This window comes from Leptospira tipperaryensis, assembly GCF_001729245.1.
GTDB lineage: Bacteria > Spirochaetota > Leptospiria > Leptospirales > Leptospiraceae > Leptospira > Leptospira tipperaryensis.
In genome coordinates, this window is record NZ_CP015217.1 from 2,029,076 (window position 1) to 2,051,332 (window position 22,257).

Below are 22,257 nucleotides of genomic sequence, written 5' to 3' on the forward strand. Positions count from 1 at the left end.
ACTCTTTTATTTCAGTTTGATGATCATTACAAACATAGGGATCATCAAGATCATTCCGGAAAGTACGGAGGCGGCGATCATTGTGCTCTTTGAGGCGATTTTTTCCTTTATCACCATCATCTTTGTACTTTCGGATTTTTTAAGTCTAAAAGAATCCTTAGGCCGGAGAAGAGGCGCCGTAACTAAGGATTCCGATTGAGAATTATTTTTTAGAAAGAAGTCTTTCTTCTTCCCATTCTTTCCAACCCAAGTAGACGTTTCCGATTCCTGAAATCAGAAAACCGGTTCCAGTCCAAATTAGAATCGTAAAGATTCCAATGATAGGGAAGAATAGAATTCCGATCGCGAAGAGTAAGGTTGCGATTCCCAAAGTCAAGGTCCAACCCCAAGGATAAGACTTGTAGACTCGAATTTCCATGGAAAAAGAAATGAGAGAAGAGGCTCGGAAGATCAGCAAAAAACCAAAGATAAACGGAAGAGTGACCACTGTGATTTCCGGATGTAAGACTAAAATGGATCCCACAACTAAATCAACAATTCCTAATATGAGATTCCAACCTAAGATTCCTGGACTTTTACGATTATAAAAAGCAAAAAGAATCTGGGCCACTCCCGTAACCGCAAGGATCACGGAAAATAAAAGTGCCAGTCCAAGATAACTCTGCTGTGGAAAAAAAACCGTAAAAGCTCCGGTTGCAATCCAGATCAGTCCTACGAGGATATGCAGCCACCAATGTTTTGTGTCTTTGAAAATACTCATCTGTGGATTATTTTTTTACCGCGCAAGTGCTGATTCCCAAAAGAGAGTAGACCGGGCACCAACCGACAACACCGGTTCCGATCGGAATCAAACCCACCAAAGATATCCCAGTTCCGAGCAAACCTTGCGTCATAAACCCGAGAACTACCAATCCCAAACCTACGACAATTCTAAGAATTCGATCTATATTACCTTCGTTCGTTTTCATCTTTTAAGTCTCCTACGATTTTGTTATCTCTATTTTGAAACAAAATTAGGAAAAATGAAATCTGAATTTGTGAATCAGAAGCCTTTGGGACGATGATATTTGTCAAGACAGGACTTTGTAGAACATATATACTCAGTGAGAGCATGACTTTCTTTCTCTTTGGCATCCTTACCTAAACAAACCCTCAAAATCATTTCTCAAAAGTGTGGTAAAATTCAAAAAAAATCATCTAAATCAAGGGATTAGTTGAAAAATTATTGAAAGCCGACTTATAATTTGATAGTTTCTTTCTCTGCCGCAAGTGAAGTATAGTGAATAGACGATTTTAAGATTATCTCAAGCCCAATTCGGATTTTATAATGAACGTGACTGAGTTAGAATCCAACGACTACCGCCTTATTTTCGAGTCCCTGCCCGGGCTTTATCTCATTCTACTTCCGAATTTCCAAATCACCGCCGTCAGCGATTCTTACTTACAAGCCACCAATACCAAAAGACACGAGATTCTTGGTCGTGGTCTTTTCGAAGTGTTTCCGGACAATCCTTCGGACCCGAACGCCACAGGGGTGAGTAATCTCAGAGATTCGATCCTGAGCGTGATCAAAGACAAGATCGCAAACGCAATGGCGGTTCAAAAATACGACGTAAAACGTCCCGAATCGGAAGGTGGAGGTTTTGAAGAAAAATATTGGAGTCCGATCAACTCTCCGGTTCTAAATTCCAAAGGAGAAGTTATTTATATCATTCACCGAGTCGAAGACGTAACAGAATTCGTTCGATTGAAGAATCTCGGAAACGAACAGAATAAAATCACCGAAGAATTAAGAAGTCTGACCGCTTCGATGGAAAACGAAATCTTTCAGAGGGCGCAGGAAATTCAAACTTCCAATAAAAAGCTTACCGTTCTCAACGAGGACCTAGTGCGAAGAGAAGAGGAACTGCAACAGGTTTATCAAAAGTTAATCGAACTCGATCAGTTAAAAACTCAATTTTTTGCAAACGTAAGTCACGAACTCAGAACTCCTCTCACTCTCATTCTTGGACCGACTCGAACCTTATTAAAACAAGAAACCGTTTCTCCCGAACAAAGAAACCTTTTAGAAACGATAGAAAGAAATTCTTATACTTTATTAAAACACGTCAACGACCTCCTCGACTTTTCCAAGCTCGAAGCCGGAAAAATGACATTAAATTATTCGAATGTAAATCTTTCTAAAATCATTTCCAATATCACAGCTCACTTTGATTCCGTAGCAAAGGAAAGAAATATAGAATTTTTGACGATCGTCCCGGAAACTTGTATCGTTGCGGTGGACGAGGCAAAAGTGGAACGGATCGTATTAAATCTGATCTCAAACGCTTTTAAATTTGCGCCCGACAACGGCAAGATTCGTTGTAAACTCAGTAGCGATCCGACAATGGCTCTGATCGAAGTGGAAGACGACGGTCCCGGAGTTCCGGAACCTTTGAGAGATTTGATCTTCGAAAAATTCAGACAAGGAGACGAAGGAGATTCTCGCTTCTTTGGCGGCACTGGTTTGGGGCTCGCGATCGTTCGTGAATTTTCAAATCTTCATCTTGGAAGCGCTCAAGTGGAAACGTCTTCCCTGGGAGGAGCTTCCTTTCAGATCCGGCTTCCGATCAAAACAAAAACCACCGTGGAAGACAAACATTCTTTCGAACGCGAAGATCTAACACCCGCGCTGATCAGCGGCTTGAACGATCAGAGAAAGATCAATCTAACTTTGGAAGAATCCAACCACACTTCTTCCTTAAAACGTCGAATCTTGATCGTAGAAGATAATCCGGAAATGAGGCGTTATATCTTCGATTCTCTTTCACACGAGTTTCAGGTATTAGTTGCGACCAACGGAAAAGAAGGATTGGAAAAAGCGATACAGGAAAAACCGGATATCATCGTAACCGATATCATGATGCCAGTTATGAGCGGAGACAAGATGGTTCGAGAGATACGCAATCGTCCGGAACTTTCTTTAACTTCCATCATCTTTTTGAGCGCGAAAGCGGATCAGGACGATCGTATCAAACTTTTGGAAGAAGGGGCGCAGGATTATCTGATCAAACCGTTTACTCCGGAAGAACTTTTGGTCCGAGTTCGAAATTTTATCAAACTGAAAAAAACGATCGAGTCGCTCGAAACCACCAACCAAGAAATGGAAGCGTTTAGTTATTCAGTTTCTCACGATTTAAGGGCTCCCATTCGTGGAATAGAAGGATTTGTGAATATATTGATGGAGGATTTCGGGGAAACCTTAGATCCCGAAGCAATGAAAGTCGTTCTGATCATACAAAAGAACGTGGTTCTGATGAACAATCTGATACAGAATCTTCTCGATTTTCACAAGGTTAGCAAAGTCGAACTGGCGACACGCGCCGTGGATATGGAAGCTCTCGTCCGAGACATTGTCGTCATGCTCCAGCAAGAACGTCCAAGCGAAAATCATAGTTCCATACGGATCGGAAAACTTCCGAATGCAATCGGTGACGGCGCCGCCCTAAAGCAGGTTTGGGTAAATTTGATTTCGAACTCGATTAAATATTCTTCCACACGTGAAAAACCTGAGATCGAAATCGGGAGCACGGAAGGAGAAGAATTGAACACCTATTTCGTAAAAGACAACGGAGTCGGGTTTGATAAACGTTATGCCGATCGGCTCTTCAAGGTGTTCCAAAGACTTCACTTACAGGAAGAATTCGAAGGCACAGGAGTGGGCCTCGCGATCGTGGCAAGAATCGTTCAACGTCACGGAGGCCATGTTTTTGCCGAGGGAGAAGCGGGCAAGGGCGCCATGTTTTCATTTACACTTCCTAAAATTTAAAAGTGATAGTTGCAGACAATTGTATATTCTAATATATTAAAACAATATATAGAATTAAAAATAAAGAACAAGGAGAGAATAGGATGATAAAGTGGAGGTTTCTTTTTTTAGAAGATTCTCTTTTGGATTTGGAGCTGATTCAAAGACAATTGAGAAAGGCAAAGATCGATTATGAACCGATTCACGTAAGTGATTCCGAGGGATTTTCTAACGCGATCTTACAGGATAAACCTCACCTGATTCTTTCCGATTTTAGTCTTCCAAAATACGACGGCTTCTCCGCGTTAATGGCCGCAAAAAAAATGTGCCCCGAAACTCCCTTTATCTTTGTATCCGGAACTTATGGAGAAGAAGCCGCGATTCAAACTCTTACGATGGGGGCAACCGATTACGTTCTCAAGGATAGAATTGAAAAATTGTTGCCCGCCGTACAAAGGGCGCTTCATGAACTCGAAGACCATGAACTCAGAAGAAAGGCCGAAAAAGAAAAATACGAACTGGAAGAGCAGTTGAGGCAGAGTCAAAAATTGGAAGCCATGGGACTGATGGCTGGAACTCTTGCTCACGAGATCAACAATCCTTTGTTTGCGATCGCCGAATACGCGGCTTTGATCGCAAAAGAAGACTTGGATCGCGAGAAGATAAAAAAGCTCGCGACTAAAATTCGAGATGAAAGCGCGAGAATTTCTACGATCATGAAGGATCTTTTGCGTTTTTCTCGAGAGGAGAAGGGAAACTTTTATCCGGTGGATGTTTCCGAGATTCTCATCAAAATTCAATCGATCTCCCAGCAGATCTTTAAAATGAACAAGATCGACGTTCGTTGGGAGAACATAGAACAGGGAAACATCATCCTTTGCAGATTGGGTCAGATTCTTCAAATCTTGCTCAACCTCATCAACAATTCCGTGGACAGTCTCAATCAAAGATTTCCGGAATATGATGAAAGAAAACGAATCCGAATTTCGGTCTTTCTACAGGAGATTCAGGGAAACATGTTCGCACAGTTTGAAGTGGAAGATTTCGGAATCGGAATTCCCGCAGAAATCCAGGCTTCGGTCTTTAAAACATTTTTTACCACAAAGTCGGCGGACAAAGGAACCGGACTTGGTTTATCCGTAAGTTTAGGAATTGCAGAGGAACACGGAGGCTCTTTGTCTTTTAAGAGCGCTCCGGGTGAGAATACATGCTTTTATTTGAATATTCCACTTTCGAAAACTCCCTTGAACTAAACTTAAATAAAAATGGAAGAATCGCTTTTTAATATGGAATGGATGAGGTGGAAACCAGCGAACCAAATCGGTAATACAATGCAAACTCGCGAAATGAGAGAAAATCAAAAGGCCTACGGAATTTTAAAAACCGAAGGCCTTTGATCTCTTCTTTAAGGTTTTTTAGGAGCGAACTTCAAAAAGTGTTCTACTTCTTTTTTGCTTCCGACGATCAGAGTCGTACGTTGGTGCAATTCTTCCGGAGTGAGATCCAAAATTCTTTCTCCGTAGACCGTCACCGCGACTCCACCGGCTTGTTCGGCGATAAATGCCATCGGAGCCGCTTCGTAGAGAAGTCGTAACTTTCCATTCGGATATTTGGTCGACTTTGTATCATTCGGATAAAGAAAGATTCCACCCTTCAAAAGGTTTCTATGAAAGTCGGCGACCAAGGAGCCGATATACCTTCCCGATTGAGGTTTTTTTCCGCCTTCGATCGATTTGATATCACGGATGTAGTTTTTGACTTCATCGGACCAGTAGTTGTAATTTCCTTCGTTGATGGAATAGATTCCGCCTGTCTCCGGCATCTGCATATCCGGATGAGAAAGAATAAATTCTCCACAGGAAGGATCCAAAGTAAAACCGGAAACTCCCTTGCCGGTGCAAAGAACGAGCATCGTAGAGGATCCGTATAACACATAACCGGCGGCTCTTTGTTTAACGCCTTGTTGCAAAAGATCGTCTAACGTTCCAGGCGTTCCGCCCGGAGTCTTTCTCAAATGAACCGAGAAGATCGTTCCGATGGAAACGTTAGCGTCGATATTGGAAGAGCCGTCCAGAGGATCGATCGCGATCGTATACTTTCCGATCTTGTAACCGTTCGGAACGGGCACGGTTTCTTCGTGTTCTTCGCTTCCGAGGATACAAAGGTGACCACAACGAGTCAAGGTGTGATTGAATACTTTATCCGCATACTCATCCAGCTTCATCTGGGTTTCACCTTGTACATTGACAACGTCCGTAGAACCGAGAATGTTTTCTAAAAGCCCGGCTTTACGAACCTCTCTGGATACGATCTTAGCCGCATAAACCAAATGGCTCATCAGAGCCGTAAAATCCCCGGTCGCCTGGGGTAACTTGAGCTGTTCCTCGATTAAATACTGGGAAAGACTCAATGTTTGTGTAGGATGGACAGACATAAATTCCTCTAGGAAAATGATTCCAACAGAGTTTTCTGAGTGCCTGCGAATTCAAGCGAAAAGCTCTTCTCAAAAAAGGCCGAGAACTTCGTCCCAAAATCTGAATTTGTGGGAACTCCTCCGTTTTTACTGATCGACGGATCAATTTCCCGAAAGGCGAAAGAGAGTAAACTGAAAGACTTTGTGGGAGATTCTACAAAGTCTTTTTCCGGTTTTGAAATAGGCTCGGAATTCTTCTTTGAAAAATTAGAAAAGGAAGGGAAGAATCTTGCGTTTTCGTAAGGATCCAATCCGATATTTAAGAAAAGAGGAAAGGCTCGTGGAATCTACAATCAAACCGATCACTCATAAGTATAAAATTTCGGAAGATCTCTTCGAAGAATTCTCAGATCAAATTTTGAGGGATATTCGAAACTCTTTGAGTAGCGAGATTGTGATTACTCATTTTCGCTTCCAAGACCTCTATTCGTATTTCAAACTCTTAGGAGAACAAAGATCCGGAGAGATCATGAAAGAGCTCAAGGCGATCATACAAGCTCACCTCAGACCTTATGACAAGCTCTATGTGCTCAATACAAGATCCATTCTGACACTTTCCCCCGATTGTAAAATTGAAATCGTACAAGCTCGTTTTGACGAGGTCGTGTTTCAAGTAAACCATCTCATTATAGACTATGAAATCCAGTTTATGGAACTGAATTCTCCATTGGAAAGTTTGGAACCGATCTGGAGAGAACTTCTCGTTTCTTCAAAAAGTACATGACGCCTGTTAAGCCTTCGTTTCCGATTCCGATGTACAAAGTTTGCCTTTTTTAAAAAGTTCTTCAGGGAATAGTGGATTGTACCGTAACTTTTCACGAGGCTTCAAAGCTTCGGAGGAACGTATGGATCAAGCAGAAAAGTTCAAGAGCACCTTGGCGCGATACATTGACTACAGAGGAATCGATATCATTCTCCATTTAAAAAACGGAACCGTGATCGAACTTGATAAAAACAGAAGATTAAACGGGGACGTGGTGATCAAAAACGGGAAAACTGGAATCGTAGCCCAGATCGAAATCTCTGAAATTCAGAGAGCCGAATTCTTTGCAGCCTAAAAGTTTCTGGAGAATCCCGACTGGATTCTGAGATTTTGTCGGAAAACCCTTGACATAATACCCCCTTTTTCCGGTAATGTAAATCTGGTCTATCCATTTCTTCCGGAAATTGGTAGTCATTTTTGCATGCAATTTTGTCACCGAATGTTTCGTTTTCGGGACATCTATTAAAACGAAGGAATCAAAAAATCGAATGGTAGGAATCATTGTTAAAGACGGAGAATCGATTGAATCGGCTCTGAAACGTTTCAAACGCGACTGCGCAAACGCTGGAATCATGAGCGAAATCAAACGCAGAGAATACTTCGAAAAACCAAGTATCAAAAAGAAAAAAGCGATCGAATCCGCGAAAAGAAAAGCTGAGAAGAAAAAACGCCTTTTCTCTAAAAAAGACAAAGCCTAAGTTTAGGCTTTGTTGAAACCGGAATCCACAAGATTCCTCTCTTTAAAGAATCATAAAACCTATGTCCCTGCAGATAAAAATCAATGACGATCTGAAAGAGGCGATGAAAGCGAAGAAGGAACCTCATCTTTCTACGCTTCGTCTTTTGAAATCCGACATACAGTACGAGCTCACAAAAACCGGAGCTAAAGAGCTTTCGGACGAGCAAGTCATTACCGTCATCAAGAAGGCCTATGCAAAGCGACTGGATGCGATCGGAATGTATGAAAAAGCGGGGAGAAAGGATCTTTTAGCTCAAGAAGAAGGAGAAGCTACCGTATTGAAGGAATACCTTCCTCCGGAACTTCCAGAGTCTGAAATGATTGCAACAATCGACCAAATTTTTGCGGAATTACAACCAACCGCAAAGGATATGGGAAAGGTAATGGGTCGTGTGATGGCCGCATTCAAAGGAAAGAGCATAGACGGTACCAAAGTTTCGGCAATTGTTAAATCCAGGCTTTCCTGAGTGGGCTCCCTTTGTCTAACAAAAAGGATTTCATCGATCGAATTCACCGGGAAGTCCCCATCGAATCTTATATATCTCGTTTTGTACCTCTTAAAAAAAGAGGGAAGAATTTCATAGGACTCTGTCCGTTTCACCAAGAAAAGTCTCCTTCGTTTAACGTTTCTGCGGAAAAACAATTCTACTATTGTTTCGGCTGTAAGGCCTCCGGAGATCTCATCCGCTTCGTAATGGATTACGAGAGAGTGGATTTTACAAGAGGTCTCGAAATCCTTTCGGAATATTCCGGAATTCCCTTAGAAGAGAAAAATTCCAAACTCGCTGAAGTTTCCGATTTTCTTTATAAAATCAATCAAAAGGTCTCCGAGTATTATCAACATCTTTTACATACACCCGTTGGAAAGAACGCCCTGGACTATTTGAAATCGAGAGAAATCGAAGATTCCGAAATCCGCCTCTTTGGTTTGGGTTATGCACCCGAAGGGTTTGATACCTTGGCTAAAGAAGTTCTTAAAACCAAGGATGAAATAGCAGGTGCGATCCAGCTCGGACTTCTCCGAGAAAAAGAAGCCGGGAACGGACGTCCCTATGACTTTTTTCGGGATCGAATCATGTTTCCCGTGTTGGATCTTTCCGGAAGGGTGATCGCGTTTTCCGGAAGAATCTTAGGTCCCGGAAAGGAAGCCAAATATATCAACAGCCAGGCTTCGGTTGTCTTTGATAAAAGTAGGACCTTCTACAATTTCTTTCGCGCCAGAGAAGGGGTTCGTAAAACCGGGGAAGCAATGCTCGTGGAAGGATATCTGGATGTGATCGGGCTGACGAGAAGAGATTTTGAAAACGTCATCGCCTCCATGGGAACCGCAATTACGGAAAATCATATCCGCACTTTGAAGAAGTTTGCGGAAAGAGTCGTTTTGGTTTTGGACGGCGATGTAGCCGGAAGAAAGGGGGCTCTTCACGCCGCTGAAATTTGTCTAAAAGAAGGAATGGAATGTTCCATCGTGATGCTTCCCGAAGGAAAAGACCCGTTTGATTTGGCCAAATCCTTAAATCGACAGGAATTGACCGAACTCCTTTCCCAACGAGTTCAGGGTTCCGAGTTCGTTGTGGAAGAATTGTTGGATAAAGCGGATTCTCGCGCGCTTCCGGAGAAAAAGAGAAAAGCCCTTCAAAATCTATATTCTTTTATTCAGAATCTAAATCGGGAAACTGACAAACAGTTCTTCCTTGGACTCGGAGCCAATAAGCTCGGAATCAGCATGGACGCGGTTCTTCGAGATTTTAAAGGCGGGTCCGGTGCTAAGAATGGACCTGCCAATGCCGATAATAGATCTAACGTAAAAGAAACGCAGACTCTCACGGGTCCGGCTCTGGATTGTGAAAGAAAGATCATCTCCATGCTCGTAAAACATACGGGTTTATTTTCCTATTCGGAAGAAATTTCTTCTATGGAATTTATGGATACCGCGAGCTCGTTTCTTTGGGATTATTTGTATACGATCTACACGGGAGAAGGGGAAATTTCCCCGGTTCAGATCTTAGCATCTGAAATTCCCGAGGATCTTAAACAAGCCCTGGCTCCTTATCTTTTGGAAGAGGATTTTGAAAAGATAGAACCGGGAGAGTTGCAGAAAGTATTTAGAATTCTGCTTTTGCAACAGAAGAAGTTTAGAATCGAAGAACGAATTCGAGAACTCGATCTAAAGAGAGAACGTTTTTTTACACCCGAGATCTTTACTGAACTCAGTTTTTATCGTAAAGAAAAAGAAAAGATTCTGGAGCATATCCGGAGTCAATCAGCTACCACATAAATAGAGGGAATTTGAAATGATGGAAAATCTGCAAAGCATGCCTGAGGTTCAGAAGATAATATCTCTTGGAAAGGCAAACGGAGAAGTTTCGTATGATGATATCAACGAGATTCTTCCCGACAAAATTCTGAACTCAGAGAAGATCGACGATTTCTTTACCCTCTTACACGAGATGGGAATCGAAATCGTGGAAGAATATACCAGAAATACTCTGGAGCCTGCTTCCACACTTGTTCCCAAAGACGATTCCAAACCGGCGAGAAAGAAAAAAGAATCCTCCGCGTCTGCGAGCGGTTCCGAAGACCCGATCAAATTGTACTTAAGAGAAATCGGAAAGGTAAGTTTAATCTCCGGTGAAACCGAAGTTTTTCTCGCAAAAAGAATCGAGAAGGGCGAGAAGATCATCGAAGAAACGATCTTGAGTTCTTCCATTCTCAGAGCGAACTATATAAAACTTCTTCCAAAGATTCGAAGCAAGAAGATCAAAGTCTACGATCTGATTCGTGTGGATAAGATGTATGCGCTCAACGCGGAAGAAGCTCACAAATTAGAAGAATTATTCTTTAAAAATATCCTCGTTATACAAGAGCAAGAGAAGGTTTTACAAGAAGCCGTTTCTAAGATTAGAAAGTATTCCGAGACTTCCAAGAAGTTCAAAGAATTCAAAGAGAAGATCGACGCATCCACAGACGTCATTCACAATGCGATCCGGGAACTCGGAGTTTCTCAGAAAGAGATTCAGAAAATCTCCCAGAAGATCAAGTCCATGGTTTTCAGAATCAAGGAGATCGATCGTCATTTCTTAAAAATCAAAGCTCAATACGGTCAAGACGTAAGAGACATCAAGGCGTTTAACAGATTTATCGAAAAGAACGAGAAGTTAGACGACATCGAAGTCAAGATGGGAGTGAATATCGACGAAGTTCGCGAAGTTATAAAAGATATTCGTAACAACGAAAGAAAACTCCGCCGTATGGAACAGGAAGCCGGTTCTACGGTTCAAGAAATCAAGGACTGGGGCGAGAAGATCATCAAGGGTGAGAGGGAAATCTCTCAAGCTAAGAAAGAACTCGTAAAAGCAAATCTTAGACTCGTGGTTTCGATCGCGAAACGTTATGCCAATCGCGGGATGCACTTCTTTGATTTAATCCAAGAAGGGAATATCGGTCTCATCAAAGCGGTCGATAAGTTCGAATACAAGAAAGGTTATAAATTCTCCACTTACGCTACTTGGTGGATACGTCAGGCGATCACGAGAGCGATCTCGGATCAGGCAAGAACGATCCGTGTGCCGGTTCACATGATAGAACAGGTCAATAAGGTAATCAGAGAGACTAGACTTTTTGTTCAGGAATTCGGAAGAGATCCGAGCAACGAAGAGATCGCGGAAAGACTCGGATGGCCGGTTCAAAAAGTCAAGATGGTGAAGAACGTTGCGAGAGAACCAATCTCTCTCGAAATTCCTGTCGGCTCGGAAGAAGATTCGGAACTTGGAGATTTTATTCCGGACACTGAAGTCGAAACTCCTGTGAACGCGGCGGCTTCCAGCATTCTCGCGGAACAGATTCGACAAGTACTTCATACGCTGCCTGCACGTGAACAGAAGGTGATCCGGATGCGTTTTGGTCTGGACGACGGTTATCCTCAGACTTTGGAAGAGGTCGGATATCAGTTCAAGGTGACGAGAGAAAGGATTCGTCAGATCGAGGCGAAGGCGCTTCGAAGGCTCAGACACCCGTCTCGTTCCAAGAAACTCAAGGATTATATTGACGGTTGATTTTGTAGGAGTTCCTACAAGCCTAAGAGGAAAAATTTTGTTTGAAAAAGAGAGATTTTTCTGATAAGGCAGAATCTCCGGAGTTTTCCCACCACCTCACCCCTCCACCCAAAGTCAGGGTGGGGCCGGCGCTTTTCGCGGTAAAACTGTAGTTGTTCCTACGAGATATTCTTTGAAGCTTTATTATATTCTAATTTTAGAATATAATAAATTTAGAATTTTCTTCTTCTATTCGGGCTGCAAAAAGTCGTCAAAGAATTTTATCGATATGATTTTTTCAAACTCTCGATAAGGTTCAAGGCTTCTGCTTCTTCCGCCTTCTTTGTCTTCTCTTTCCATTTGAGTTGTTTCGCAAGAATTGTCGCCACAGGAGCTACCATTTTTTGGGACAAATCCAGGTCTAAGAAAAGAATCCGAAACCTTCTCGCGAGAATATCGGTGACGCCTAACGCGAACTCTTCTTTGGCCGCAAAGACAACCTCTTCTTCAAAGAATGGAATTCCTTTTCCGATCAACTTAGGTTTTTTTCCTAAAACTTCAAAGACTTCAGTTCCATAGTAATTCTGAAGACGTTTCGCAAGCTTGGTTTCGATCTTATATGTCTTTTCCAATTCTTGATAAAGAGTTTCGGAATAACCCTTGGATCCTGGAAAAGGATAAACCTTTGTAGAACATTCTTCTTTGGTCTCTATACTTCCAACTTGAACGAGTCTATCCACAAGTTCTTCGGCCATCTTTCTATACGTGGACCATTTTCCTCCGCCCATCGTCACAAGCCCTGAGTTGGAAACGAGAATCACTTCCTCTCTAGAAATATTCTTCGTATCTTGATTTCCTTCGGGGGAAATGAGGGGACGAATTCCGACAAAGACGGAAACAATATCCTTTTGAGTCACCTTAGATTCCAAATAATCATTTCCGGTATCCAATAAGAATTGAACTTCGTTTCCGATCGGAAGAGGTTCATCTCCCGGATTTTCAATCGGAGTATCCGTGGTTCCTAAGATCACGTGATCTTCCCAAGGAATGATAAATACAACTCTTCCGTCCTTTGTCTTTGGAATGATCATTGCGGACTCGCAAGGAATTTTTTCCTTGGAGAATACAAGATGGATTCCTTGACTCGGAGATAAAACGTTAAACGTCCTCGAATCATCGAGTCTTCGAACGTGATCCACCCAGACTCCGGTGGTATTTGCGATGACCTTTGCATAGATTGGAAAGATTTTTCCGGTTTCGAGATCCTTGAGATTCGCACCCTTGAGCTTTCCATTTTCTTTGATAAAAGAAACGAGTTCGACTCTGTTCGCGACCGTTGCTCCTTCTTTCTCCGCGGCTCTCGCAAGAAGGACGTTCAAACGAGCGTCGTTGAATTGGGCGTCGTAATAGGTAATTCCGCCGAAGAGCCCGTCTTTTTTTATCGCTGAGAATTCTTTGATTGCTTCCGATTTGGAAATCGTTTTGTGAGAAGGAAGTTTTCCTCTGGATGCAAGAATATCGTAGAGGGTAAGTCCGATTCCGTAGTAAGGTCTTTCGTAAAATCGATAGGCCGGGAGAACAAATTTGAGGGGTTTTACGAGATGAGGAGCATTTTCTAAAAGTCTCTGTCTTTCGGTAAGAGCTTCGTGTATCAGCTTAAAATGAAACTGAGCCAAATAACGAACCCCACCGTGGATGAGCTTTGTGGAACGAGAAGAAGTTCCGGAAGCAAAGTCTCTCTTTTCAATGAGAGCGGTTTTGTAACCTCTTTTGGCAGCGTCAAACGCGGCGCCGGCGCCGGTGGATCCTCCTCCGATAAAGAGAATATCATAAGATTCTTTTTGTAATTTTGAAATTTGTTCGGCTCTGCCTTGTTTTTCCATTTTCACAATTCTTCCTGCTTTACAGGTTTCTTTCCCCCTGCAAATTTGCATTAAGTTTCACAATCGAAACCAATTTTTCTTGCATGGACATTCAAAAACAAATCGAAATTATTCGCCGGGGTTGCGTTGATTTAATCAGCGAAGAAGAACTCAAATCCAAACTCGCCAAAAAAGGTACGCTCAAAATTAAGGCAGGTTTTGATCCTACGGCTCCCGATCTTCATCTGGGACATTTTGTTCAGTTAAAAAAACTGAAACATTTCCAAGACCTAGGTCATGAAGTTTCCTTTTTACTCGGAGACTTTACCGCAATGATCGGGGATCCAACCGGAAAGTCCGAAACCAGAAAACGTCTTTCCAAAGAAGAAGTTTTGGAAAACTCGAAAACATATCAGAGCCAGGTATTTAAGGTTCTCGATCCTCAAAAAACCAAGATCGTCTACAATTCAACCTGGTGTAGCGAGATGAAATTCGAGGACGTTCTTGTTCTAAGTTCTAAATACAACGTCGCGAGAATGCTGGAGAGAGACGATTTCAGCAAACGTTACAAAGCCGGACAATCGATTTCGATGATAGAATTTTTATATCCCTTGGTGCAGGGATATGATTCCGTCGCGATGGAATGCGACGTCGAACTCGGGGGAACCGATCAGAAATTCAACCTTCTTGTGGGAAGGGATTTACAGAGAGAATACGGAAAGGAAGCCCAGTGTGTAATCACACTTCCTCTGTTAGTCGGTCTTGACGGTACCAAGAAGATGTCCAAGTCCCTCGGAAACTATGTGGGAATTACGGAAGCTCCGATCGATATGTTTGGAAAACTCATGTCCATCAGTGACGATCTGATGTGGAATTATTTCGAACTTCTCACCGATCTTCCGCTTCCTGAAATTCAAAATCGAAAGAATGGAATTGAAAGAAAAGAACTCCACCCCAAAGAAGTAAAAACCGAACTTGCAAAATTGATCATGGACCAATTCTCGTCGCCTTCTGAAAACAGCGAAGCGATCGAAGAATGGAAAAAAGTGCACAATCCAAAATCTCGCGCCGTCCCCGATGATATCCCGGAAGTAAAACTCGGAGAAGAATTTTTTGCGGAAACCCCCGAACCTTTGCTCGTTTGGGTTTTGAGCAAATTGGCTTTTGTCCCTTCCGTCTCGGAAGGAAGAAGGTTGATCAAAGCGGGCGGGCTCTATCTCGAAGAAGATAAGATAACCGATGAAAAATTGGCGATCCAGAAGGGAAAAGAATACTTGGTGAGACAGGGGAAAAAGGGAAAATTTTTAAAAATTCTTTCCTAAAAATGATTTGAAGAATCTGCGTTTTCTCTTTTCAATCAAATCCCCATGTTAAGCGAAGAAGAATCTTCCGAACTCTCCAGAACGATTTCCGAAATCAAAAGAAGCGGAATCGAATCTGAGGTAATAGAAAGAAAGTTTAGAATGCTACGCATTCTATTTTCCATCGGATTCTTTACTTTTTTGGGTTCGGTATCGATTCTTACCCTGACTCATAAGATCTTTCGATTGGAAGCGACCGTTGAAAAACAAACGGTCCATATTACCAATTTGGAAGAAACTCTTACCTCTCTTCGTTTGGAAGAACAGCAACAAGAAGAAGAACTTCTCAAATTCAAATCCGAACTCTACAACGCGGTTCCGGACGGGGATTTATCCGATCAAGTCGCTGAAAACAAAACGAGCCTGGAAGCTCTTCCCGGTCCGGATATCGGAAAGAATATCAATCGAGGAAACGTAAACTTTAAGGAAATCTCCCTTACTTTTGACTTGGGAACGGGAGAGGACCTCAAACTTCTCTACGAGTATCTTTCTAAATTTCCGATCAAGATCACTTTGTTTGTCTCCAATGAAAACCCGGCTCATAAAAACGGATCCCTCTTTAGCAATACAAACATCTACTATCTAAAAAAACTTTCGCAGCTCGGAAATCGAGTCGTTTTTGGAAATCATACATGGAGTCATTATAATATTCCAAGAAGCTTATACGAGGCATCTTTGCGAAAGAGAGCGCTTTTGACTTATGTTTCGGATGAGATTCCGGATACAAATTTCCTCCAACAAGAAATGAGAAAGGTAGAAGAGAAGTTTGAATCGATTACGGGAAAAGAACTTACAAAACTCTACCGTCTTCCTTACGGAGGTTTCGACCCGCTCGTGATCAAGACCTTTGGAAAAATCGGATTTACCCAGCATATTTTTTGGAGTAACAATTCCGTAGGCTCTTTGGATATTCCAGATTTCGTATATAAGAAATTTATTTATAAGAAGGATCCGCAGACCGGGAAAACACGGATTCTACCAAATCCAAATTATAAAACGCGGGCAGAGGCGCTGGACTTTTTATATCGTTGGGAAGAGGCGGATAAGAATGGAATGAACGGGGCCATTATCTTGATGCACTTGGGTTCGCCGAGACAGACTGAAAAGTTGATTTATATTCTTCCGGATTTTATCCAAGAGATGCTCTCGAAGGGTTATAGTTTTGTAACGATTCCCGAGACCCTCAATGATCAACAAGACTGATTGATCATTCGCTTTGCGTTTTTGAAAAGGATTCTTTGATTGAATTCTTGTGAGAGTTCCTACATGAGAAGTGATCTTTTTTTCATTGCCAATTTGGGATTTTTCTGATAAAGCAGAATCTCCGAAGTTTTCCCGCCGCCTCACCCCTCCACCCAAGTTTCAGGGCGGGGCAATTTTTCACAAAAGAACGGTAGGAGCTCCTACAAATTCTTTGAAAAAATTCTGATTGCAAAAGATGGAATATTCTGCTAAAGGAAAATTTCCGAACTTCTCCCGCCAATCCCGCCTCCACCACCCAACGAGGGTGGGGCGCGTTTCTACTACAAAATTGTCGTTTAAACGACTGCAATCTAAATGAAAGGACCTCTTTTAAAATCCATCGAGTTTGATTTGAATTTCTTTGAATAACGGATCCCAAACATTCTGTTTACACCATTCCGTGTTCAACTCGGTTTGTTCGAGATTGTTATTCCAAAGTCTATACTTTAGATGCCTTTTTCTTTATTCTGTTTTTCAATAGCAATTTTGAATTCTTTCAACGCACGAAACGTTTTATCCTTTGACTGGTTATAAGATCTTGTCAGATCTCTATTGTAAAGCGCTTCGTCAATCTTTGTCGCAGTTACACAATTCGTATAAATACAAATAGACGCAAAGATAAGTAAAATTTTCTTCACTTACAAACTCCTTTTGATTTCGCCTTTTTCAAGGCTCTCATCGGAAGCGCCAAAGAAAAACAGTAAAAAGGGAACTAACGTTCTCGTTTTCGGAATCAAACGTTATATTCAATTCCTTTAAAAACGACAACGTTTTTCTATTTAGTATAGAATTACGCCCTTCCTAAAAGACGATTGAGTCTTTGTTGCGCGTTGTAAACCGTCTTATACAAAACGGGAACCGCGACTAACGTCAGAAAGGATGAGAATGCCAATCCCCAACCGAAAGCGAGAGCCATAGGAACTAAGAATGGATCCCTTCCTCCAATTCCATAAGCGGTAGGCAACAATCCCAATACGGTAGTTACGGTCGTAAGGACCACCGGTCTCAAACGCAAAAGACCCGTTTCGATCAGAATCGAATCGATGTCCTCACCGGGTTTTTCAGTTCTTAGCTGATTTGCAAAATCAACGAGGACAATGGAATCGTTTACGACCACTCCGGCTAAACCTACGATTCCTAAAAAGGCAAGGAAACCGAAGTATTCTCCGTGTAAAACGAAAGCAAGAATCACTCCAATCAAAGAGAATGGAATGGAACTGACTACGATCACAGGTTGGATCAAAGATCGAAAAAGGGACGCCAAAATCATAAAAATGATGATAAACGCGACAAGAAAGGCTCTTCCTAAGCTTGCGAGAGATTCTTCCGTGTCCTTGTTTTCTCCTCCGAAACGCATCCGATAACCGGGATATTTATCGATGATTCCTTTTGCGAGCTTCGCAATTTCCGCATTCGCTCTCCTTGTATCGGTCTTCGATTCATCCAAGTTAGCCGTCACCGTAAGAAGACGTTTTCCGTCTAAGTGATTGATGTTTGCAAAACCGGGTTCTCTTATATAAGTGATCAGCTTGGAAACCGGAATCAATTTACCGATTTGATTGCTTACGAAAATATTATTCAAAGAACCGATGGACTTTCTGACTTCTTCCGGAAAACGAACCTTGACTTCGACTTCTTCATCCGCTCTTTTTATCTTAGTCGCAACCGTTCCTTGAAAGGCGGTGTTGATCGCTTGAGCGACCTTGAAAACGGAAACACCGGCCGTGGAAGCAAGAGATTCGCTGACCTTGATTCTTACCTCGTCCTTTCCTTCGTTGAAGTCGTCTCCGATATCGGTAACTCCGGGAACCTTTGCCATAACTCCCTTGTATTCTTCTCCGATCCGAATCAAGGTTTCATAGTCGTCTCCTCGAATTTCAATCGCGACCGGTTTTCCGACGGGAGGACCTCCGGAAATTTTTTCAAAATCGAGCGCGAGCAACTGTCCTTTGAATCTTGAGAATTCAGCCGGAAACGAGTTTAGATTAAAAGGTTTGTATTCCTGTTTCTTTTTCTCCGCTTCCTTTTTACGAGTCTCTTCTAAAATCTGAATCGATTTTTGATTGAGAAGCCAGATCGTTTTCTCTCTGACTTCCGAAATGATTTCATCCGTATTTCTCTTTCTATTTTCTTCGGGCGTTAAATAGACAAGAATTTGTCCGTAGTGTTTTCCTCGTTTTGTAAACGGATCGTTCGGATCTTTTTGAATGATCCCGACTCTCGTTACGTAGTTCTCCACTTCTTCCTTGGATACTTTCGCGAGTTCTTTTTCTAAAACGTTTGCGAATCGTTCCGTTTCCTGTAAAGAAAGTCCGGTTTGTCCCGTGAGTTTGATTTGAAAGACGTCGACGGAACCCGGAAAAAGTTTGAATTTGCCGGCAACTGCGAATAACGCAAAACTTCCGATCAACATGGCGAACAAATAAACAAAAATTTGAAGTCTGTGTTTGAGCGCAAACTTTAAGAGAGGAAGGTAATAGTTGACCTTAAGTTTATAAAACCATCCGCTTTCTTCCTTGATCTGCCCCGAATGAAACTTGTTTTTATTAATATCATATAAGTGAGAAGGAAGAATAAAGAACGCTTCCGAAAGCGAGGCGAGTAACGCGATGATTACGACCAAGGGAATACTATAGATAAACTTTCCAAAGATCCCGGTCATAAAAAGCATCGGTGCAAAAGCCGCGACGGTTGTCGTTACGGTGGCAGTTACCGGATCAATTACTTCCGAGGTTCCCTTGAGAGCTGCTTCGTAAGCGGGCATCCCTTCTTCCATATAACGATAAACGTTTTCGCAGATGATGATCGCGTCATCGACTAAGATCCCGACTACGATGATCAAACCGAACATAGAAATCAGATTGAGGGTCAATCCGAGATAATTCATGATCACAAAAGTAGCGCCGAAAGAAACCGGGATTCCAAGCGCGGTCATTAAAGCGACTCTCCATCCTAAGAATAGAAAGAGGGAAGCAGTTACTAAAATCAAACCACCCGCGGCGTTTGAAAGAAGAACACCGAGTCGTCTTCGGATGTATTTTGAAAGATCGTTTACGAACGCGTATTCAAATTCTCCGTTGGAACTCTTTCTGAATTCTTCTATGACTTTTTTGGCTTCGTCTACTACGAGAATCGCGTCCGCTTTCTCCCTTTTGATGACGGTCATAGCGATCGTCTTTCTTCCATTTACCTTGTCGAGATACTCCGCCTCTTTTAGGCCCTCGGTTACGGTCGCGACGTTATCGATTCGAATCGAATTTCCAATTTCGTTCGATCGGATATGTACTCCCGAAATTTCTTTTGGAGAATCGAATTCTCCGATCGTTCTTAGTATGACTTCTTTTTGATTTCCGGCGATGTTTCCACCTGGAAAGTTTATATTACGATTTTTTAATGCAAGGATTACGTCCTGACTCGTGAGATAGTGGGAGAACATTGCGGCGGGATTGATATCCACCTGCATCTCCGTTTCTCTCCAGCCTCTTTTGGAAATTCTCGCAACACCGGGAATATCTTCGAGAGCCTGTTCTACGACCTTGGCTTGAGCCTTGAGTCGTTTTTCCGCTTCTACGCTCGCGTCCTCGGATTTTAAACTGATATCGATTTCGATCACCGGTTGTCTGGAAGTAGTGACTTCCGTTACCAGCGGATCCTCGGCTTCCTCGGGAAGATCTTCCACTCGATCAATGGAGGACTTGATATCGTCCACGACCTTTTGTGTATCCTTTGCATCCGGATCGAGGGTAATCACAATACCGGAACGATTTTCGATCGAGGCGGATCGGAACTCTTTGATTCCATCCACTTCTTTGATCGCTTCTTCCAAAGGTTTTGTGACCAGTTTTTCAATTTCGGAAGGAGACGCGCCCGGAAAGACGGTGACCACGCTTACGATATCGAAGTTGATATTTGGAAACGCTTCCCGATTCATTCTCACTGCGGTAAAACCGCCGATAAGGATGATCAGAAATGTAAGAAGGTTTACGAAGATACTTTTAGAAAGGAAATACTCAACAAGGGATTTCATATATTTTTATTTTATAATTTTCTAATCTAGAATTTTTCCGCCGGAATCCAATGTGTCATTGAATCCAAATAACTTTGTGTCTTTCAGTCGATCCACATAAAGAACGCCCAAAAGATGATCGCATTCGTGTTGATAAACTACGGCCTTGTAGCCGTCGATTGTCTCGTCGAATTTGTTTCCTTTTTCGTCCATCCATTGCATTCGAATCCGATTCGGTCTTTCAACATAACCGCGCATTCCGGGAACGGAAAGACATCCTTCCCAAAACCCGGAACTCTCGCTCGTCAGGGGAGTGATGATCGGATTGAGAATGACTCGATCCGGCACATCCGGGGTTCCCGGATAACGCTCGTTATCCTCCGAACCCACCACCACGATCTGTTTCAAAATTCCGATCTGCGGAGCCGCGAGTCCCACACCTTCCGCGTGACGCATCGTATCGAACATATCCTTGAGCAATTTCTTAAATTCTTTTGTCTGGATCTCGTCTTCAGTGACGGGTTCGGATACTTGACGGAGAAGCGGGTCTCCCATTCTTAAAATTTTTCTTACTGACATATTAAAAACCAGGTTCTATCTTAAAGTTCGACTTTTTTTGGACAGAAGAAATCGGTATCTCGGCGAGAATTTTCACGATCAATTCTTTAAATAGAACTTGGATCGAATTTCGATCTGCGGACTCGATTCTATAGACTCGAAAGGACTGTAATTCTTTTCCGGACGCTTTCATTTGTTCCGTGATCATCCCCGGAATTCCAGTGAACAAAACCGTGGGCAGAAGATTCGATTCTTCCATTCCTTTCCGAAAACTTCTCTCTAACGTTTCAAACAAGAGATGTAAATCCTCCGAGAGAAGAAACCAAGGATTCCAAGGAAATCGTTCCAGGATCCATTCTACATTTTTTGGAAACCAGGGGAAGGGATCTCGGACTTTTGGAAACGGAGGGTTGACGATACAAGCCGCTTCGATTCGATCCGGAAATTTCTTGATCAATTCGAAAACGATCCCCGAAAAATATCCTTCTCCCAAAAGTTTAACTTTTCCCTTGGTCTTTCGGATTTCCTCGGAAATCGATTCGATCCATTCTTCGTATCTTGGAAAGTCCGTTTGGAAAGATTGAATCGGAACCTCGAAGACTCGAAGCGAAAAAGCGGAGGCAAAGGATTCCGTCTGAATTCTTCTTCCGGGAAAGTCAAAATCCGGAAGAAGGAATAGGGGCGCTTGTGTCGAAGAGCCCAGCCGTTGAATGGAGATTCGATTTGACATAGGTTTGAGGTTTTGACTGGGTTTTAAGATCGCTTTAGCGAGCTTTCTCTTTCCAGTGGAAAATAGCCATAAAAAAAGGACGGATCAAGAGCGGATTACAAATGAAACGATTCGAACTTAGGAGCTTCCCGTTCTTGTTTTCAAAGGCGAAAGGTTTCCACTTTCTTCCAGGTAAAATCTGGTTGGCAAGAAGTTGTAAAAGAGTTTGACAGAGGTTAGAAAGTTTAAAAACTCAAGTGGCGGAAGTCGTAACTGGAGACGAGGGGAATCGAACCCCCGACCTTTTGAATGCCATTCAAACGCTCTCCCAACTGAGCTACGTCCCCATTTTGGAATCAGGTTTTTACCAAATTCCATGAAGTCAATACAAATACAGGAGTGTAAGGATGAGTGAATCTATCGAGGATTTACAAAAAAAATTAAAGATTCAGAACGATATCATCAAAGGTTATGAGAAAGTTCTTAGACTCAACGAGCAGGAATTGGAAAACGCCGACGAGATCATTCGTATGTACGAAGGTATCATTCAGTATTCCGGTTCCGAACTCAAAGACGCGAAGGAAGCTTTTGACGCGACTAACGTTGTTACCAATCTCTCTCGCGAAGAATTGATGGGAGCCTTGACCCGCATTCGTGAATTAGAAAATGCAAATAAGAAACTGAGAGAAGAATCCTTAAAGTTTCAGGCCGGCTGAACCTCTG

The 22,257-nt window shown here is 42.4% G+C and carries 19 protein-coding genes and 1 tRNA gene; 12 read left to right on the forward strand and 8 right to left on the reverse strand.

Annotated elements, in window-relative coordinates; genetic code table 11:
• The first annotated feature begins 16 nt into the window (after positions 1-16).
• Complete coding sequence (locus A0128_RS09565) at positions 17-199, forward strand: hypothetical protein (protein ID WP_245667218.1); 183 nt, start codon at positions 17-19, stop codon at positions 197-199.
• 3 nt (positions 200-202) lie between these two features.
• Here the strand turns inward: A0128_RS09565 and A0128_RS09570 are convergent, their stop codons facing one another.
• Together A0128_RS09570 and A0128_RS09575 are read right to left on the reverse strand one after the other, a co-directional pair.
• Positions 203-760 (reverse strand): HdeD family acid-resistance protein, encoded by a 558-nt coding sequence (locus tag A0128_RS09570; RefSeq protein ID WP_069607303.1) that lies wholly within the window; start codon positions 758-760, stop codon positions 203-205.
• Positions 761-767: 7 nt separating this feature from the next.
• Positions 768-968: a YgaP family membrane protein gene (locus tag A0128_RS09575; protein ID WP_069607304.1), complete on the reverse strand. Its 201-nt coding sequence runs from the start codon at positions 966-968 to the stop codon at positions 768-770.
• A 359-nt stretch (positions 969-1,327) separates the two neighbouring features.
• On the opposite strand from A0128_RS09575, the gene lvrA reads away from it, so the two are divergent.
• The gene (gene lvrA, locus A0128_RS09580) at positions 1,328-3,808 is read left to right on the forward strand and encodes a hybrid histidine kinase/response regulator LvrA (RefSeq protein ID WP_427854338.1); all 2,481 of its coding nucleotides are present in this window, start codon (positions 1,328-1,330) and stop codon (positions 3,806-3,808) included.
• Positions 3,809-3,891: 83 nt separating this feature from the next.
• A complete protein-coding gene (gene lvrB / locus A0128_RS09585) occupies positions 3,892-5,040 on the forward strand; it encodes a hybrid histidine kinase/response regulator LvrB (RefSeq protein WP_069607306.1) in 1,149 nt (382 codons plus the stop codon).
• 152 nt (positions 5,041-5,192) lie between these two features.
• On the opposite strand, the gene fbp is transcribed toward lvrB, so the two are convergent.
• Complete coding sequence (fbp, locus tag A0128_RS09590) at positions 5,193-6,221, reverse strand: class 1 fructose-bisphosphatase (protein WP_069607307.1); 1,029 nt, start codon at positions 6,219-6,221, stop codon at positions 5,193-5,195.
• 319 nt (positions 6,222-6,540) lie between these two features.
• Here fbp and A0128_RS09600 point away from each other — a divergent pair, with 319 nt between their 5' ends.
• From A0128_RS09600 to rpoD, 6 genes are all read left to right on the forward strand, one after another.
• Positions 6,541-6,984: a hypothetical protein gene (locus A0128_RS09600; RefSeq protein WP_069609226.1), complete on the forward strand. Its 444-nt coding sequence runs from the start codon at positions 6,541-6,543 to the stop codon at positions 6,982-6,984.
• Between the two features lie 121 nt (positions 6,985-7,105).
• On the forward strand, positions 7,106-7,318 hold the full coding sequence (locus A0128_RS09605) for a hypothetical protein (protein ID WP_069607309.1): 213 nt from the start codon (positions 7,106-7,108) through the stop codon (positions 7,316-7,318).
• 193 nt (positions 7,319-7,511) lie between these two features.
• Entirely contained in the window at positions 7,512-7,721 is a 210-nt protein-coding gene (gene rpsU, locus A0128_RS09610; RefSeq protein ID WP_000232823.1) for a 30S ribosomal protein S21, read from the forward strand.
• 61 nt (positions 7,722-7,782) lie between these two features.
• On the forward strand, positions 7,783-8,229 hold the full coding sequence (locus A0128_RS09615; RefSeq protein WP_069607310.1) for a GatB/YqeY domain-containing protein: 447 nt from the start codon (positions 7,783-7,785) through the stop codon (positions 8,227-8,229).
• Between the two features lie 11 nt (positions 8,230-8,240).
• Positions 8,241-10,040, forward strand: a complete 1,800-nt coding sequence (dnaG, locus tag A0128_RS09620) for a DNA primase (RefSeq protein WP_069607311.1) — start codon at positions 8,241-8,243, stop codon at positions 10,038-10,040.
• A 19-nt stretch (positions 10,041-10,059) separates the two neighbouring features.
• Positions 10,060-11,817, forward strand: a complete 1,758-nt coding sequence (gene rpoD, locus A0128_RS09625) for an RNA polymerase sigma factor RpoD (RefSeq protein WP_069609227.1) — start codon at positions 10,060-10,062, stop codon at positions 11,815-11,817.
• A 260-nt stretch (positions 11,818-12,077) separates the two neighbouring features.
• On the opposite strand, the gene A0128_RS09630 is transcribed toward rpoD, so the two are convergent.
• Entirely contained in the window at positions 12,078-13,730 is a 1,653-nt protein-coding gene (locus A0128_RS09630; RefSeq protein ID WP_069607312.1) for a glycerol-3-phosphate dehydrogenase/oxidase, read from the reverse strand.
• A gap of 32 nt (positions 13,731-13,762) precedes the next feature.
• On the opposite strand from A0128_RS09630, the gene tyrS reads away from it, so the two are divergent.
• Complete coding sequence (gene tyrS, locus A0128_RS09635; RefSeq protein ID WP_069607313.1) at positions 13,763-14,980, forward strand: tyrosine--tRNA ligase; 1,218 nt, start codon at positions 13,763-13,765, stop codon at positions 14,978-14,980.
• A gap of 45 nt (positions 14,981-15,025) precedes the next feature.
• Positions 15,026-16,222: a polysaccharide deacetylase family protein gene (locus tag A0128_RS09640; protein WP_069607314.1), complete on the forward strand. Its 1,197-nt coding sequence runs from the start codon at positions 15,026-15,028 to the stop codon at positions 16,220-16,222.
• An 829-nt stretch (positions 16,223-17,051) separates the two neighbouring features.
• Here the strand turns inward: A0128_RS09640 and A0128_RS09650 are convergent.
• The 4 genes from A0128_RS09650 to A0128_RS09665 form a co-directional block, all read right to left on the reverse strand.
• Positions 17,052-20,288: an efflux RND transporter permease subunit gene (locus A0128_RS09650; RefSeq protein ID WP_069607316.1), complete on the reverse strand. Its 3,237-nt coding sequence runs from the start codon at positions 20,286-20,288 to the stop codon at positions 17,052-17,054.
• A gap of 21 nt (positions 20,289-20,309) precedes the next feature.
• Entirely contained in the window at positions 20,310-20,846 is a 537-nt protein-coding gene (def, locus tag A0128_RS09655) for a peptide deformylase (protein ID WP_069607317.1), read from the reverse strand.
• Position 20,847: 1 nt separating this feature from the next.
• Complete coding sequence (locus tag A0128_RS09660; protein ID WP_069607318.1) at positions 20,848-21,555, reverse strand: hypothetical protein; 708 nt, start codon at positions 21,553-21,555, stop codon at positions 20,848-20,850.
• Positions 21,556-21,808: 253 nt separating this feature from the next.
• Positions 21,809-21,881, reverse strand: a tRNA-Ala gene (locus tag A0128_RS09665).
• A 60-nt stretch (positions 21,882-21,941) separates the two neighbouring features.
• Here A0128_RS09665 and A0128_RS09670 point away from each other — a divergent pair.
• Positions 21,942-22,250, forward strand: a complete 309-nt coding sequence (locus tag A0128_RS09670) for a hypothetical protein (protein WP_069607319.1) — start codon at positions 21,942-21,944, stop codon at positions 22,248-22,250.
• The last annotated feature ends 7 nt before the right edge of the window (positions 22,251-22,257 follow it).